Genomic DNA, 16,267 nt, shown 5'->3' with positions numbered 1-16,267 from the left:
TATGAACGCCTTAGTACAAAGCAAGTGTAGTTGATGGGAAATCAATGTCTTGTCAGCAGGTGTTCAGGTTGTAAGGGGAGAGTGATGAAAAAGATGTTTACACTTATCGCGGCATTGGCTGTGGTATTGGTTATTTCGGCATGTACTAACTTGGTTAAACAGGATGCCGATCTGGCGCAAGTGGAAGGATCTTTGACGTATCGAGAGCGTATTGCCTTGCCGCATGATGCACGCATTACGGTGACGTTGTCTGATGTCTCTCTGATGGATGCGCCGGCTGAAGTAGTCAGCAGCCAGGCCTTTATGGCCGATGGCAAGCAGGTGCCGTTCGAGTTCAGCCTGAATTTCGTCAAAAGTGAAATCAAGTCGGGTCATACTTACGCCATCAGCGCCCGTATTGAAGTGAATAATAAACTGATGTTTATTACCGATACTGTCAACCCGGTGATCACTGACTCAGCCGCGACAACCAAGCTTAACCTGGTATTGATAAAGGTTAAGTAAACCAGTATACGTTTCTTTGTTTCCTCAGTCGGGCCTTTGTTGAGGGGCCTAACTTGGGAGTGTTGTTTATCCCCCGCCCCAGCGATACCTTGCCAACTTTATTTTCCCAACGTCAGAAACTTCGACTCCTTCTTCAATCAGACGCTGGCGCTGGCGTTGTAAGTTATGTCCTGTCAGCGAAATCATTCCTTTGGCGTTTATCACTCGGTGCCAGGGCAGTTTTGACCCTTCGGGGAGCATTGCCATTAAACGGCCAACCTGGCGGGCATAGCCGGGAAATCCAGAAAAATTAGCGATATCACCATAAGTTGCCACTTTTCCATGGGGAATTTGGTGAACCTGAGTGTAGATTTGGCTCGCAAAATCGTCCATATTTATACCTGTACTAGTGCCGAACTGAACAATAATCTGAGTCAATTAATGGGGGTCAGATAGATATTTAGTTTAGTATCACAAACATACCGACAGAGATTCATTTTACGCTTTACCTTTTGCGCTGTCGGATAACGCAAGGAGGTGCTGCTATGTTGTATGCCGCGTTACTTGTTGTGGTCAGTATTGTGTTGACCGTAGTGGGTGTCAGTGCTTTGGGGTATAGCCACGGAGAGCTTCCCGCACTGGCATTGGCTATCCCAGCCTTGTGGCTATTGCCGCAAGGAGGTGTCCGTGCCTGGCTGCTGTTGCTTGGCCTTGGCGCTTATGGTGTCGTATTGCCCGATCAGCCGCTGGCCCTGTCGATTAGCATCTTTATGATGTTACCTATTTTTGCTGTAAGTTTCTCTCCTAAAAGTGGCTGGCAGCTTGCTGCCTTACTTATTTCCGTTGTGCTGGCAATGGACGTTGGCCTGATGGCCCTGCAGGGTGAGGGCAAGCTTCCAGGCCATGCTTCGTCAACGGTAATTCAGGTGTTGGCTGTCAGCCTTCTCTGGTATGTTGCCCGAGGCTGGCGTCCGGTTCACGGAAATACCTGGTGGCCGCTATTTCTTGTCGTACCGCTTTGGGTCGGAGGGATGGAGCATGCTGCTCTTGTTGCTCTGTGTGTGACCGGCCTTATCGCATCAATACAGGAGATGATGAAGAGCAAGTTGCGTGACTGGGTGCCACGTCTTGCTTGGATCCTGCCTGCGGTCGGATTTGCAACCTTGGTGCTTGTGCCATACTTCGATGTTCCTAGTCCGGTGTTGGTTGCCTGGTTGCTGGTATTGGGCGGTGCACTGTTGGGGGAGTTTCTGTTGGAAGAAGCAGAAGAAGAGATCTAACTTCTTTTATTTCTGGTTGTTATGCCAATTTCACAGTATAAAACGGTGGCTTTGGATAATAAATCAGCAGTCAGTCAGCTGGGAGAGATTGAGACCTTGCAATGTCGCGAGCGTTAGCGGATAATCTCTCCCGTTCTCGAAATGAGACAAAGAATCTATGGAGGCCCCCATTGGTCCTCCCGCAACACTAACCTGTGAACTCGGCCAGGCCCGGAAGGGAGCAACCGCAGCAGGCGACGTGTGTGCCGGGATGTGGCTGGTGGGGGCTTCCACCCATCTGGCGTTTGTAGTTTGCACCATAATCCTGCATATCTTCTCTAATATCGTACATAACTGGCACAATAAGCGTGCATAAGCTATTTTTGTTGTAGTTTAACAACAAACGGGCTTGATCATCGTGTACCGCCGTCAGCTCAAACATTCTCGCGTTAAGAACCTTTTTAAGTTCGTCAGTGCCAAAATGAATCAGGTAATGACCGTTGAGTCATATCTGGAATTCGATACCTGTTTCCACCTTGAATACTCACCATCCATAACTTCTTTTATTGCCCAACCAGAAGGTTTTATTTATTGTTTTGATGATCGAGATTTTCCTTATACACCTGATTTTCAGATAGTTGAGAATGATGCTGTTAAGTGGATTGAAGTGAAGCCCTTCGTGAAAACCCGGTCCCAAGATTTTCTTAAACGTTTCAAAGTCAAACAGGAAAAAGCAATAGAGCTTGGTGTCCCACTGATATTGGTGACAGAGGAGCAAATCAGGGCTAATCCAGTACTAAATAACTTAAAAATATTGCATCGTTATTCCGGTTTTCAGTCGTTTACTACTCTTCATTTCCGGCTTTTGTCATTGGTTAAAAAGGTAGGAAAAATCAGTGTTAGTGATGCTGCGAAGCAGCTAGGTATAGAGCAGAGTCTGATGGTGAAATCTGCATTCAGTTTGGTGTCATCAGGTGTGATATCTGTAGATTTGGTAAATGACGAACTTGGTTTGCACTCAGTTATTTGGAGTGGTCAAGATGGCTAAAGGTGTCGGTGTTGGGGCGTTTCAGGATGAGATGCCACCATTTGCATCCAAGTGTGAGTTAACTGATGAAGAAGGAAACTCGTCGGTTGAGTTTTTTGAGCGTGATTTAGCATCTTACCCTGGTGACATTTAAGCAGAAGTCAGACGTAGGGTTGAATATATTTATTGGGTTGAAAAGCATCTTGGTGGTTGGACGCAAAATAATTTAGAGCCATTGCTGGTTGAGGCTGCCAAAGAGATAGAATATCCACCTCCCAAGTGGAGGACATTAGCGAAGTGGTGGAGTTCATACTCTTCATTACTTATAACTTATCCGAAACCATGCTTCCGACAATGAACAAATCCACTTACCGCTTAAACATGCCCTCGAAAAGTGGTCCAACAGAAAAGTAAATGGCCCTCTGTTAAGTTTTAATTCTATCAATGACACATCAACAGGCATAAAAGTGAAAATGATAGGTAAATAAGAGCACATAACTAGAGTGTAAATGCCTTGTTTTTAGTTACAATCTGAGCCTGTTTTCGTCTTCAGGTTCAATATTATGCCTCTCAATATTCCTAAACCCAGTAAAGTGGTTCAGGCGGGCTACAAACCCATCATTGAAGACAAGCCTATTACTACTTCTGCACCGCTGGTTTCGCCGCCCGTAGAAGAGAAGCCTGCGTTTGCTTATGGGGTCGAGTTTGCGTGTTCCAATTCACTATTTAAAAAGGCAGTGAAGCCTTTTATATCACGCTCTTTAGAGCAAACATCTCAGGAGCCGCAGGTTAGCCAGTGGCGCGATGTGACCGTTGGTCAGCATACTCAAAGCATCGCTTCGGTGAAAAAACAAGAAGATAAACGTTTATCGGTCGGTTGGTATGGTCAGACCTCGACTCAATTCGGCTTTGAAAGCGTCCCCTCCCAAGACAAAGATAACCTGACTATCCAAGATGCCTTTATTCCGGTTCGTCCGGCGATACAACTGGGTGAAGTGCTGGGGCTACCTACAGAAGGGTTCCTGTACCACTTTTTAGATGGGCAACTGCTGCATGAATATCGCTGCCAAGGGGGCAGTGCCTACCATTTCGAGTTAACGCAGAGCCGAGCGGGGGCGATGAATCCGATACCTGCTGGGGTAAGACCAACACCGTTGGATTTTATTTTAGCGCTATGGAAACGCGGCGGACAAACGGTGGCCGACCAATATTTGTTGTTCAGTCGAGAAGCGATGGATGACCAAACCATCAGTGCGGTCGATAATGCCTTTTTAACTGAACATGGGGTGAAACTCGATATGGCGGCATTGGTGCCGTTAACGCAAGAGCAAGGTCAGCGTAAATACCATGTGGTGGCTGAAGGGGAAACACTCGCAGACATCGCTCAGCAGCACGGCCTCTCTTTGGACAGACTGTTGGCATTTAACCCGTACAGGCAAGGAGAAACCACCTTACTTGATAGCGGTGTGCGCATTCATCTAGAGCCTGTCAGCCTCTACAATCATGGTATGGATGTAGGTTACCCATCGTCGAGTTTGATGTTAGGGGAAGGCCTGTTTTCAATTGGAGACGTATGCCGTGATGCGCCGTTTCCTGTAGTGAAAGTCGCAAGCTCCAGTTTGACTGCTTTCTCTGCTCTCGCGCCAGTGCGTTATGCCATTGATGAGCGAGACCCAATAACCCTTGAAGATGACGTGGTACAGGGACTGCATCCTATTGATGACATGGAGGTGTTCTCTGGGGGCGTGTTACGCTCGGACAAAACGCCTTACACGTTGCGTCAGTTACGTGATGGCTGGCTATACGCTTTATCACAAGACCCCGAGACACAAACATGGTCGGTGGAAGAGTATCAAGTGCTACAAAGCGAGTTGTTTCGATTTGTGGGGGACAGCGCCGAGGAAAGACGCGGTGCTGTTGCAGAGAAAGCCAAGTCTCATTTGCTCTACCAGACAGATCGCCCTTATTTCGTGGGATTCTCTAGCCAGCGCTGGACACAGCGGGTTCAAGACTTTTACCTCGATAACGAACAGGCAAGACAAGATTGGCTACGTGACGTAACCAGTACGCAGCACTGCAGTGACATAGCTCACATCGACGCCGTGGTAACCGATGTGGGAGAAGTGGACTTATCTGTTTTTGATTGGAGCTGTGCATCCAGCGCTATTACTGAACACGATGAGCATGGGTTAATGTCACCATTGGTGCGCAAGGTCATCGATGATTATCGATATCAGGTACCGAGTTGCTGTATGCATCAGTTTATCGCCTTGGATGATCCGTTAGGTGATTTAACCGATTTATATTTGCGCCTAGCGCAATCCGTCATTCCCACTCTACAAGATGATGAGACGCACCGTAAGACCGTGGTAGCTGAAACCATTCGTTCATTGGTGCGTATTTCTTTTCCGCCTGAGAGCTTAAAAGGCATTGGACCTACCGATTGGATTGCCGTGGAGCGTGACATCGATACCTGCCTGGAATACCACTATTACCAAGCTCGTCTCAAGCAAGCTGATTCTGCCAGCGGTGCAGCAAAAGCTGCCATTGCAGCAGAGGCCGACCTTGTGACGCTGGCTTACCCAAATGCCAAAGCGCGATTGGAGAGCAAAGGGATTGCGCCAACGCTGCTGGAGTCACGGTTGGCAGAATATGTTGAGCGACGTAAGGCGCACCGTCAGGTAAACTGGACAGGATTGGATAAGTTTTACCAAAGCTACATTGAGGCCTAAACACGTTGCACTACAGGCATTTTGCGCGATGCGCCGATATTGTTGGATGCATTGGCGACACTAGGCACCGAGCCTTTACGTTTTGGTATCGATACAGGTGAACATGCACAGCATTTAGCGCTGACTGAGCTAATGAATATCGTGTTAAATGACTTAGAGCTTGGCGCGAAAGAGAGTGCAGAGTTAAGTGCGCGTCTTGACACCTTAGTCAATGAGCCGGACAACTTAATCGCGTTATCCTCATACGGCTACTCTACTGAGGTATATGCTGAAGTGGAGAAGCTCCTTGCCAAAATGGATTTGTCTGAGTTTATTGGCAACACCCGCATTCCTTTTTCTGGCTTTTTATCGGCCTTTAACGATGTGGTTGGATTTAATGATCCAAACTCACCTTTGTTTGCGGTCACGAAGGGATTGCTGGTACCTCTGGAAACACAGATAAACAACGCAAAACAAGCGGTGACCGCGCAAGGCGACAAAGCTGTTCGTAGCATGTTGTCTTTGCGTTTTCGCTTGTTAAACCGATTAATGAAATTGCCAGGATTATCGGCACAACGCAGCGCTGCCATGTCGGTATGGGGACAAGCTCAGTTCAGTGACGGTAAGGTGGTGCTTAACCAAGACTTTAGTGCACAAGCAAAATCCATGAACGCCCGTTACCACCAATTACTTATGGAGGCGCAAAGCACCAATGCGGCGATGGCTGGTCTTGTTATTGGCTCACGAGAGCATACGAAACTCTCAAAAACGCTGCGAGGGCTGGATAAGCAAATCGCGCGTTATATCGAGTCTATGCCCGTATTATTTAGTGAGTATGAGAGCAAAGCCATTGGCAAGTATTCATTTGCCAATGCTGTAAACAAGATAGACAGCAAGTTCGACAGTATCGGTCGCATGGACTTTGTGGTGGCCGCATTAAACGCTATCAATGTGGTGTCACAAATGGTTGCCCTGCAAGAGGCCGTAGCCTCTGCACCTAACCCCGATACACGCCGTCAAGAGATGACGCTGGGCTACAGCACCGCGTGGATGATTAATGCGACTGGGGCGACTATTAAAGGAATCGCATTGAATGAAATAAAATCTCAATCGGCTAGATTTGCATTGATGGATAATACTATTCAGGTATTGAAATCTGGATGTGTGAAAAACATATCTACTGCGCAAATTTTAACTGTCGAGCGCTACCTTACCCATTCGTTAATCGCGGGTGTGGCAGGAGTCATGGCGGCTGGATTGGAAGGTTGGCAGACCATGGAAGACTTTATCGACTCAAAAAGTTCGTCTGAACGTTGGTTATTAGTTGCTAAGACTAGTGCTTTAGGGATGCAAGCGTTTAGTTGGGGAGGCTTGGCGTATCAAACTTTACGTGCACGTGTTGGAGGTTTGCTGATTGGTCAGGTGCTACAAGGTTGGATGTTATCTCTGAACTTCTGGGGCGCTGCCTTATACGCCGTGGTGACGATTGTACAGTTGGTCACTCAAAAAACGCCATTGGAGAAATGGCTCAATCACTCGATATGGGGGAAAGAACCAGATCCAGGGTTAAGTGCTGAAGACGAGTACCACGACCTAATTAAGTTGATTAATCAGCCTTCTATGCATACTCGGCCTATAAGGCGCGTGATGCCACAAGAACATTCAATGAATGCCATTACCGTTGGCTTTGAGCAATCTATTACCGTGGTGGTGCCGAACGCCTACCCCGGTGAGGTGGTAACCCTCGGCATTGGTGCGGGGTATGCGCTGAGCGATTATCGCAGTTTTACACCAGCAGAGTTGGCAAGCGGGCAATGGCTGCAAGATCCAAAAGAGCCGACCCTGTATCAATATCGCTTGCCGCTGCCACGACTGGTCAATGTCGTTGTCGCCCAAGGTCAAGGCATTATAAAACAAGAGCGAATTAATGTGTTTGTCGCGCGTCAGGACGATAACCCTTATAGCGACTCTGATAAACTGGCTAGCCTGTATCAAGCCCAAACCTTAGCAGGGGCGAGCGAACACAAAGAAATGGTCGAGAATGAAACCTTATCTCTGAGCCAAAATGACAAGGTGCAATTGGAGGTACCGCAATAATGTATACACCACTAGACGCGCTTCCCGAGCTGACCGAGGAATACAGGCAAGCAGAGCAACAGGCGGTATTGAATGCCAGCGTGTTGTACGAGTTTGAATTAGCCAAAGAGAGTCCGCACGATTATGGCAATATAATTATTTGGGTATTGGGTGCTATCTTTCAGTTGTGGCTTGGCTCTTTGTTGTCTTGGCCCGGAATTTTAGTGTCATTAGTACTTATTTCAGCTATAGGTAGCTATTTGTATTACGCAGGCAATCCAGACGTAAAACAGACCGTCACCTTAACGAAGAAAGGCCTGATTGTGACTGAACTGACGTTGGTGCCTGACGCTTGTTACACTGCGCTGCGTTATTCGGGGTATGCGGGAATCGCTATCTCTGTCGTGGGTGTTGCATTGGTAGGGCCGATGATGTTCGTGGGCGCGGGGGCGGGATTGCTGATGTCGTTTAAGATGGCTGGCATTGTGAATAAGCCAAGAGTAAATGTGTTCCCGTTTCATCATGCATTGAACTACGAGGTCAATAACGCGCTCGCGGTTAAATATAAACATGGCCTTATTCAGCGGCATATATCGCCGATGATAGAGATCGAGCATGATGGCAGTGTTCGAGAAAAACTTTTTATAGAGCAGCTCAACTTTTACTATATGTGTTATGCCGCCTCACCAGAACAACAAAGTGAACTGCTGACTCATTTGAAAAAAGTCATTACCATCTCCGAGTAACGACATCGCTTTGCAACACGAAAAGGCTTCTCGATTGGGAAGCCTTTTCATCGTAAGGTTGTTTTAGGGGCGGTCTGCTTGATGGTGATTTCCCTTAGCCAAACCTAATTCGATGTTTATGAAACCAAGCAAAAAACCAAGCAAGAGAGCTAACATGTTTCTGCCCCATTCTTTGTTAGAGCAATGGCTCATACACATCCTGTTCCTCTTGATTTACCTTACACAAGCTAATGCGCGGGCAAAAGGAAAGACCTGACCCCATCTTCTGCGCTCTGCACATTTGATGCGCTTAGCGGCGTGATATGTTTACGCAGCTGTTTCAATCTCCAAAACAATTGACCGTAAAGTGCCTGTCCTTTTTAACTTCTTCATTTTAGCTTCTAGTGGATAAGAAAAAAGATAATTACAATTCAATACATCCTGTTCTAGAATCAACCAATATTTTCTCTAAGTGGTTGGTGTGACATGTGTTTCCGTATTTCAGCTCCAGCCTTTCAATAAGCTGGAGGCTGGCTTAATGTCAAAAGTAATAAACTGGTACGGCATAGCTGAAAAATTGTTGTCTTCACAATCTGATAAAGGGTGTAAACCTTTCTTGGATGCCTATGACAAGCTCAAACTCGGTGATATTAGTGGTGCCGTATCGGCATTAGACGAATTAAATGAACTGCAATACTACTTGAGCACCATCATTCTTGAAATTCAGTTAGTGGAATTGGGCGGGGATGTTACGCAATTACCGTTATTTACACAGGGATTACGTGAAAATGTGCCTGTCGGCTCGGTGAACACTAGGGATATTTATCTGGATCTGACCAGAACTTGGGAAGAAAAAGTTGGTGTTTTATTACCTTATGATGAGGTCATTTATCGCAATCGATACTCCAATAGTGACATTACGTTGGATGGAGTGATACATGCGCTTTGTCAGCAAAGTCTACACGAAAAAGCAATACCTTTTGCTCAGGCATGTAATACCTATCATCGCGAGTATCTGGCTGAGGCATGGGCAAAAATTATCCCGGGCTTAGCCGACGGAGAACTGAAAGAGCGAGCAATTCGTAATCTGGCCGATCTTGGAACACTCAGACCCATGATTCAAGACGGGGGCGAAGAAGCGGCCGCATATGGTACAGCCATTGAAACATTTGCAGCTATCAACTTAGACAGCCACCATCCTGAAGTACAGCGTTGTTTTAAAGGATTAATGCGCCTTGCTCGTCATTATGCGCCTAAAGGTGTGCGTTCCGGCGGTACGTTCTGCGCAGCAGTGGCTGCGGCTAGACTGGCTGGAAAGCAAAATCACGAGGGTTGGTATGAAATGGCTGAAACTTTAACTAATAATGTCTGGAATGATGATCTAAATGACAGAGCCCGGGTTGCCCTAGGGCTGTCTTCCTACCAAATGGGAAAGCGTCTAATTGAAGATCTAAAGGGAAGTGTCGAATCGATTGGGTATGATTGGTCAGCGATTGATGATCCTGTTTTCATCCTCAATCAATATGTAGATGGCAATAGCCGACAGAAACAAGATGCTGATACTGAGCTGGCAAATGCCATCAAATCTGGCAAAGATGTTTCCGCGCTAGTCGAACAAAGAATGTCTGATGAAGACAGAAATAACCCATACTACACTAAAGAAGGCAATCGATTTGAACTAGGGTGCAAACTTTGCCTGCCTGATGATGAATTAGAAAAACTCTACTCAGCGATTCATCCATCCTGGCAAAAAGAATGTCTTATAAAAGGCGTAGCGCACGGGTTCAATGGGCAACCTGAGCGTGTCTTTCCTTATCTGGATAAGGGATATCCGGAAGGTGATCAATTTGGTATATACACAAAGGATCTTCTTCCTTACTTAACCAACGAGTTGTTGGATAAGGCGGAAAAATTCTATGTTGAGAATGAACAAAGCGAAGCTTTAACGTTACTTGCTGCTTATTGGTTTACACACGGAGATTTGCAAAAAGCGACAAGGATTATTGGCCAGCTTGGCGAGGCAACGTCAGTCGAAGAGTGGACGCCGTCTTATCGTAGAGGGTTCAGCTCCGATAAACCGTTCATCACTATTGCTGAAATCGAAAGTGGTAAGAATGAACTGCCTTATTCGGGAGATGTTGCAGATATTTCTTCGGTAATTAAAACATGTAAAACAGCAAGCGCCTTAGCAGAAGCTGTCAAGAATCACTGGCAGGATGAAGCGTTTGTTACTGCTGCGTTAAAAGCAGCTCAGTTGAAGAAATATCAAAAAAACTATGATGACCGCTGTGCTTTGATTCAACTGTTTGTTGTCGCAGGTGAAATTGATCAGGCTGTCGCACTGTTACCTTCCGTGAATAAAGGGAAAAGTAAGTCAGGCGATGGTGATTATGCGGTGGAACCACTAAAGACGATCCTCGGTTATCTGCATGACCACCCAGAGCACATTACTCCAGAATTGTTGGCTTCATTATTGAGTGAAGTGGCCAAGGTGTTCCCTCAGTATGTATGGCGGTTGTTTTTTCAGCTAAGTCGACTAAGTTGTCGGCTTCCGATGGCATCTCGTACCAAGCTATTGACTGAAATACTGGCAGTGAAACGGAGAGTCTATTCACGTCGCTTTGATCATATGCCTTTCTATCTGGGAGTACTAAAAGGCACGTTAGAAGTTGAAGGGTATAACGAAAATAATCAATCAGAAATCAAAGCCTGGTTAATGACCCTTAGTGATTTAGTTCAACAAGACTCAATCTATGTCAGCGCGCAATGGATCGTCAGTCAGTATGCTAACCTGAAACCTCATTTGCCTGAGGACATATGGCAACAATGGAGCGTAGACACATTGACTACTTTGTACCATCGAGCGCTCAAAGAATATAGCTGGCAACTCAGTGCATTAGAGTTATTTGAATGTGCGTACCGCCATTTATGGTCCGTGAATGATGACAGTGTTATGGCTATATTTCTTCAATCCGGGCAATTGCCTCAGCACCTTCACGCGGAGGTTTGTAGAAGTATCTGGAAAGACATCCATCTGGCACCGAATCCTTTTGCCGTGTTAACAATGACACAACCTGACCAAACATCGACCGATCTTATGAAGCGAGAATTCGTTGAAGCGTTATGTCGGGTTATCGCTCAGGAAAAGCATCCGGATGCGGATCGCCTTAAAGACTTAATTGCATAGTTCGAAGAAATCGCACAAGGGATAATAATCTTTGCGGTCTGACTTGGATTTGGAGCAAATCTGATAACGAGAGCGGCTGGTTTTGATAAATTTCAACTGAACCAGCCATTCTTAAATTTGGAGCTGCACTACATGAATGCCATGCGGATACCCTGTGATTAAAGCCGCCTATTTTGACTTGGACAACATACTTGTCGACCGCGCCACAAGTGTGAAAATGGAATCAGGTCTTGCGTTTTGACCCTTTTACATACATTTCCTAATCCAAATCAAACAAGCTAGTACATCAGCTCAAACTCATTTGTGTCCAAAAATGAGTTTAGACACATTAAGGGTCCAGTGGGTTACTGGTTGCATATCTGCGGCGATGTTCATGGAAGGGCGTAAGAAAGAATCTTACATATGACAGGAACGTAACTTCCATTGAGTGATGCTATGTCATCTTATGGTCTGGTTTCATGTCGCTTTATGGTGCAAAACAATCGCTAATAATTTGATATGTAGCTAGCTCTTATGTCACTTTATGTTGCAAGCAACAGCGTTTGTAGTTTGCACCATAAGCCGCCATATCGCTTCTTGTTACTCCCGCTCTATTCTTTATACCTTGCATTATTGATCTGTTGATCAACTGGTAGCATTACTTTCGTTATGTTCAGTAACTTTGTTGCTCAGAAAGCCGTTGATGGTTTTGTGACTGATACATTTTTCAATATTTTGAACTACGTCACCCTATTTGACTCAGACATTGATAAAGCGCATAGTCCTCTGGTAGTTAAATGCATAATGTCTTCGATGTTCCGTTTTATTTTAGTTAAAGGTTACAAATATGTCTGATGTGCCAACGTCTGTTGCAAACACCGCAACCGAAGTGATCCAACCGGTTGTTGAGTCTTCAGGTTCTATTTGGGGTTATGTAGCAGGTGGTGTTGTCTTACTGGTTCTTGCCGGTATCTTCGGTTATAAGAAAATCAACAAGCCCGCATTTATCATTAATCAGGTAAGAAAGAGAAACCAGAAAGAGATCAAGAAGCTAGGTGTAGAGAATTCTGAGTTTATTGTTGATCTTGATAAGTTACTTGATTCTGTTCTTGAGTATGCCAATGAGCACAAGAAAACTGGTGGCGATGTTGTTAAAATCATCAGCCCGCTGAACGACACGTCTCGTATCAAAACTGCCCGTGATATGTACCAGGCAATGATTTATATTGCTAACGCAATTAATGATGCGTCATTGGCTCGTGAATTTAAGAATAAGTCCAAGCAGGTGAAAGGAAGCTCTGCATTGATGACCGGCTTGCTGAAGCGTGCTGGTATTTAAGTTGATATAACTTGGCTTAAAAAGCCGGATAGAAAACGGTTTGGTGTTATTGGTTATGATTAACTAATAGTGACTGAACCGTTTTTTTTTGCTCGTTATTTATAAGCTAAAGGGGAACACAGCAATTATTTTAAAGGATATGCCGTTGGGTGATTTTTATGGCAGGTAATACAAGATGGTGATAATAACCTTTGTGCTATAAATAAAATGGATTATTAATTAACTAGAATTAGTTGTTTAAATAATATGGCAATGAGTACTCTAGCTATACCAATGCTTGTAAATATTCTTATTTGGTTTTATTTGTCTGTGGTTGTTTTTCTTATTATAAATGAAAAACATCATGCTTATGATGTGATGGCACTGACAGAATAGTAAATTACCGGCTTGTCTGACCAGTCTCTTTTGATCTAAATCATAACTTGTCGTAACAGCCAGGGATAGTATTCAGCATGATTATATTTCTCCTATTTTTTGTTTTATTAATTGAGGGCATGTATAGATTGAAGCTTCTTCTGGCTTAAAATGAATAATTAACAATTGCCAGTTGAATTATGGAGAACTAGTTATTATTTAGAGCGGATCTAACCTGTACAATGAAGTATAAAATTAATGGATTTCTTTTCTATAATGTTACTGATGCAACATTAAGTATTGATGATATAGCTACGGCTGACACACAACTTTCAATTACTGCAAATGCCTTGTTGTATTTTATTATTCAACATCCAGGAATATTGACCCGAGATGAAGTCATGCAGAAAGTTTGGGATGACAATGGCCTGACTTCTTCGAATGGAAATCTAAATCAGTATTTAAGTTTATTGAGAAAGTCTTTTCGTAACTATCAAATAGATAATGTCATCGTCACTATTCCCCGCGGGCGACTGGAAATTAATCCTGACTTGGCTATTGAGCTAATTGATGATAATCCACTACATCCTTTGCTGCAGAATCAAGAATCGGATGATGAGGCAGTAAGTGTACCGAAAACGCCTTTGTTTGGTGAAGATCTTCCACCTCAGACTGAAGAGCAAGAAAAGAACTGGATGATGGCGAGTGCGGTGCTGTTTACTGCCGCTCTGGTTTTGTTATGGACGGCGATTATCTCAGAGCGTTCGATCAATATTGTCCAATTAAATCAGGTTGAAAGCGGCATTTGTGAGCTTTTTTCTAATGAAAAAATGATTAATCTTGAAATGCGGGAGAGTTATAAGAAAAACTTTGCCGCAGTGCGGGATAGGTTAGGGTTAGATTGTAGCGAAACCCGGAGGTTTATCTTTTACTATGGGGATAAATTTCAAAATAAAGGACTAGGCCGCACATTTATGGCTCAATGTGCCAAAAACGAAAACAACCCGTATGCCTATTGTGAAAACTATTTTTATTATTCGTGGAAATAACAATGCACTCCAATAAAAGTGGTAAGATTTTTTTCTTTTATGCGTTGATATTATTTTTACTCTGTACGCTGCCTTTTCTGTCTAAGGTGATCCCTGAAAATAGTGGTGAACTTCAGTGTAGCGCTCGAGCGATAATGTATTTTGAAGATACTAAAACCGAATCAGTGAATGTGAATGTTCACTTTCGCTTTGCCAGAAATGGCCAAGGGTCGATGGTGGTAGAGGGGTATTCTGACTCAAAAGCTGGTTGGTTATACCTGCAGCGCTATATCCAATTTGATTATTATAGTCAGCGGGTATCCGATTTGGAGCGGGTTTATCAGGTTGGGAGTTGGTCTGCGAGTAAATCCTCCATTGATGAGTCGCCGGATGTAATATTTGATTACTTTATGCGTGAGATGTCTGATAGTCACGACGCCTTGCTGTTAAAAGTCCAACAGCTGAACCATGATACGGTGTTGTTTAGTTCTATTAATTCGCCGCTTTTTGTCTGCACTGTCGATAGCTAATGTTCTTTTAGTATATAACAGAGTGATGTCTCGCTTTACCTCCTGAACATAGCCTGGTCAGGAGGATTATTTATTTCTATTTCTTCTGGTTCTTCACTTGCCTCTGAGTTTTTACTTAGTTTGCCAAACTTTTTATATCCCGTTCCTAATACTATTTCACATCACGCTTTTATCTCATAGATCACGTCTTTACTGATCTTCCTTTTCGACAGGGTTAATGTTTAGTTTCTTCATGGCAATCATGTTTAGTTGATACCTAAGGGTATTTCAAACGCTATTCGTTGCCTAATTCTCTCTTTTAAAATTAAGAATAATTCTCTGTTTTGTTTGTTATAGCCATATATTCTCTGTGGTTTTTTGCTGACTTTTTCCATCGTATATCTTGCTGATTTTACTGTGATCTTGGTTGGTTTTTGCGGTTGTTTTAGCTCTGAGGTAAGTATCGTAAAAAGGTAAAAAGCAGGATGTTTCAATAAATCATGACATGAATTTGCGCTTAATTTAGAAGTTAATCCTAAGTTTTCCCTGTTGCTGGAATCAAATGCCATTTTGTTTTTTTGAGGAATATAGTCTTTTCGTGGCTGGATTGGACGTGGTCGCCGCAGGGGATTAGCCCTTAGGCAGGAGCATCCAGCCCAATTTCCAATAACGAATAAATGACAACCCTAAGCTACGGAGGAATGAGATATGGGCGATGCATTGGGTTTGATTGAAACCAAGGGGCTGGTGGCGTGTGTAGAAGCTGCTGATGCGATGTGTAAGGCGGCGAATGTTGAGCTGATTGGTTACGAGAACGTGGGTTCCGGTTTAGTTACTGCCATGGTGAAAGGCGATGTGGGTGCGGTAAAAGCAGCCGTAGATTCAGGTGTGGAATCAGCACAGCGCGTGGGTGAAGTGGTGACATCTCTGGTGATTGCACGTCCTCACAACGATATCGACAAGATTGTTATCAAGCACAAGGCCTGATGGCTGGTTAGGAGAGAACCATGAAAGATGCCTTAGGACTTATTGAGACAAAAGGGTTGGTGGCCTGTATCGAAGCAGCTGATGCGATGTGCAAGGCGGCCAATGTTGATCTGATCGGTTATGAAAACGTTGGGTCAGGTCTGGTAACAGCAATGGTACGTGGTGATGTAGGTGCGGTAAAGGCGGCAGTGGATTCCGGTGTTGAATCAGCCCAGCGTATCGGCGAAGTAGTGACATCACTGGTGATTGCTCGTCCACATACGGATATTGAGAAGATTGTCTCTCAGTACACCGTAACTGAATAAAAGGAAAATCCTATGAAAGACTCATTAGGTCTTATCGAAACAAAAGGGTTAGTTCCGAGTATTGAAGCTGCCGATGCAATGTGCAAAGCCGCCAATATTGAACTGATTGGCTATGAAAACGTGGGTTCAGGCCTGGTTACTGTCATGGTGAAAGGCGATGTTGGCGCTGTAAATGCCGCGGTGGAATCTGGCATTGAAGCAGCCAGAAAAGTGGGCACTGTAGTGTCTCACCGAGTGATTGCCCGTCCGCATAACGATATCGAGAAAATCGCGTCACAGCACAAAGCCTGAGGGCACT

At 44.5% G+C, this 16,267-nt stretch carries 16 protein-coding genes and 1 other RNA gene; 15 read left to right on the top strand and 2 right to left on the bottom strand.

The annotated features are described in order from the left end of the window. Nucleotides 1–84 precede the first annotated feature (84 nt). A complete protein-coding gene (locus Q0852_RS05355) occupies nucleotides 85–504 on the top strand; it encodes a YbaY family lipoprotein (protein WP_299014925.1) in 420 nt (139 codons plus the stop codon). Between the two features lie 66 nt (nucleotides 505–570). Here the strand turns inward: Q0852_RS05355 and Q0852_RS05350 are convergent, their stop codons facing one another. Next, nucleotides 571–876, bottom strand: a complete 306-nt coding sequence (locus Q0852_RS05350; RefSeq protein ID WP_299014924.1) for an MGMT family protein — start codon at nucleotides 874–876, stop codon at nucleotides 571–573. A gap of 152 nt (nucleotides 877–1,028) precedes the next feature. On the opposite strand from Q0852_RS05350, the gene Q0852_RS05345 reads away from it, so the two are divergent. From Q0852_RS05345 to Q0852_RS05295, 11 genes are all read left to right on the top strand, one after another. Continuing rightward, nucleotides 1,029–1,763, top strand: coding sequence for a hypothetical protein (locus tag Q0852_RS05345; RefSeq protein ID WP_299014923.1), 735 nt, complete (start codon nucleotides 1,029–1,031; stop codon nucleotides 1,761–1,763). A gap of 168 nt (nucleotides 1,764–1,931) precedes the next feature. Beyond that, nucleotides 1,932–2,028, top strand: an RNA gene (gene ffs / locus Q0852_RS05340) — signal recognition particle sRNA small type. A gap of 195 nt (nucleotides 2,029–2,223) precedes the next feature. After that, entirely contained in the window at nucleotides 2,224–2,790 is a 567-nt protein-coding gene (locus Q0852_RS05335; RefSeq protein WP_299014922.1) for a TnsA endonuclease N-terminal domain-containing protein, read from the top strand. Continuing rightward, the gene (locus Q0852_RS05330) at nucleotides 2,783–2,923 is read left to right on the top strand and encodes a hypothetical protein (protein WP_299014921.1); all 141 of its coding nucleotides are present in this window, start codon (nucleotides 2,783–2,785) and stop codon (nucleotides 2,921–2,923) included. The genes Q0852_RS05335 and Q0852_RS05330 overlap by 8 nt, the downstream gene beginning before the upstream one ends. Nucleotides 2,924–3,332: 409 nt before the next feature. Then, nucleotides 3,333–5,501, top strand: a complete 2,169-nt coding sequence (locus tag Q0852_RS05325; RefSeq protein WP_299014920.1) for a LysM peptidoglycan-binding domain-containing protein — start codon at nucleotides 3,333–3,335, stop codon at nucleotides 5,499–5,501. A gap of 39 nt (nucleotides 5,502–5,540) precedes the next feature. After that, nucleotides 5,541–7,577, top strand: a complete 2,037-nt coding sequence (locus tag Q0852_RS05320) for a hypothetical protein (RefSeq protein WP_299014919.1) — start codon at nucleotides 5,541–5,543, stop codon at nucleotides 7,575–7,577. Next, the gene (locus tag Q0852_RS05315; protein ID WP_299014918.1) at nucleotides 7,577–8,302 is read left to right on the top strand and encodes a hypothetical protein; all 726 of its coding nucleotides are present in this window, start codon (nucleotides 7,577–7,579) and stop codon (nucleotides 8,300–8,302) included. Before Q0852_RS05320 ends, Q0852_RS05315 begins: the two co-directional genes overlap by 1 nt. A gap of 517 nt (nucleotides 8,303–8,819) precedes the next feature. Beyond that, nucleotides 8,820–11,468 carry a hypothetical protein gene (locus tag Q0852_RS05310; RefSeq protein WP_299014917.1) on the top strand — a complete coding sequence of 883 codons (2,649 nt, stop codon included), beginning with the start codon at nucleotides 8,820–8,822 and terminating at the stop codon, nucleotides 11,466–11,468. Nucleotides 11,469–12,294: 826 nt separating this feature from the next. Next, complete coding sequence (locus Q0852_RS05305) at nucleotides 12,295–12,786, top strand: hypothetical protein (RefSeq protein WP_299014916.1); 492 nt, start codon at nucleotides 12,295–12,297, stop codon at nucleotides 12,784–12,786. A gap of 596 nt (nucleotides 12,787–13,382) precedes the next feature. After that, nucleotides 13,383–14,189 (top strand): winged helix-turn-helix domain-containing protein, encoded by an 807-nt coding sequence (locus Q0852_RS05300; protein ID WP_299014914.1) that lies wholly within the window; start codon nucleotides 13,383–13,385, stop codon nucleotides 14,187–14,189. Nucleotides 14,190–14,191: 2 nt separating this feature from the next. After that, complete coding sequence (locus Q0852_RS05295; RefSeq protein WP_299014911.1) at nucleotides 14,192–14,698, top strand: FidL-like protein; 507 nt, start codon at nucleotides 14,192–14,194, stop codon at nucleotides 14,696–14,698. A gap of 245 nt (nucleotides 14,699–14,943) precedes the next feature. On the opposite strand, the gene Q0852_RS05290 is transcribed toward Q0852_RS05295, so the two are convergent. Then, entirely contained in the window at nucleotides 14,944–15,246 is a 303-nt protein-coding gene (locus Q0852_RS05290) for a hypothetical protein (RefSeq protein ID WP_299014908.1), read from the bottom strand. 139 nt (nucleotides 15,247–15,385) lie between these two features. Here Q0852_RS05290 and Q0852_RS05285 point away from each other — a divergent pair, with 139 nt between their 5' ends. From Q0852_RS05285 to Q0852_RS05275, 3 genes are read left to right on the top strand one after another with little or no spacing between them, the layout of a single operon-like run. Then, nucleotides 15,386–15,664, top strand: a complete 279-nt coding sequence (locus Q0852_RS05285) for a BMC domain-containing protein (protein ID WP_048899356.1) — start codon at nucleotides 15,386–15,388, stop codon at nucleotides 15,662–15,664. A gap of 20 nt (nucleotides 15,665–15,684) precedes the next feature. Then, nucleotides 15,685–15,969, top strand: coding sequence for a BMC domain-containing protein (locus Q0852_RS05280; RefSeq protein ID WP_299014891.1), 285 nt, complete (start codon nucleotides 15,685–15,687; stop codon nucleotides 15,967–15,969). 12 nt (nucleotides 15,970–15,981) lie between these two features. Continuing rightward, complete coding sequence (locus Q0852_RS05275) at nucleotides 15,982–16,260, top strand: BMC domain-containing protein (protein WP_299014888.1); 279 nt, start codon at nucleotides 15,982–15,984, stop codon at nucleotides 16,258–16,260. The last annotated feature ends 7 nt before the right edge of the window (nucleotides 16,261–16,267 follow it).

The sequence above is a fragment of the uncultured Photobacterium sp. genome (assembly GCF_947502415.1).
Lineage (GTDB): Bacteria > Pseudomonadota > Gammaproteobacteria > Enterobacterales > Vibrionaceae > Photobacterium.
Note: the sequence above shows the minus strand (reverse complement) of the source record. Positions and strands in the feature narration are given on the sequence as shown.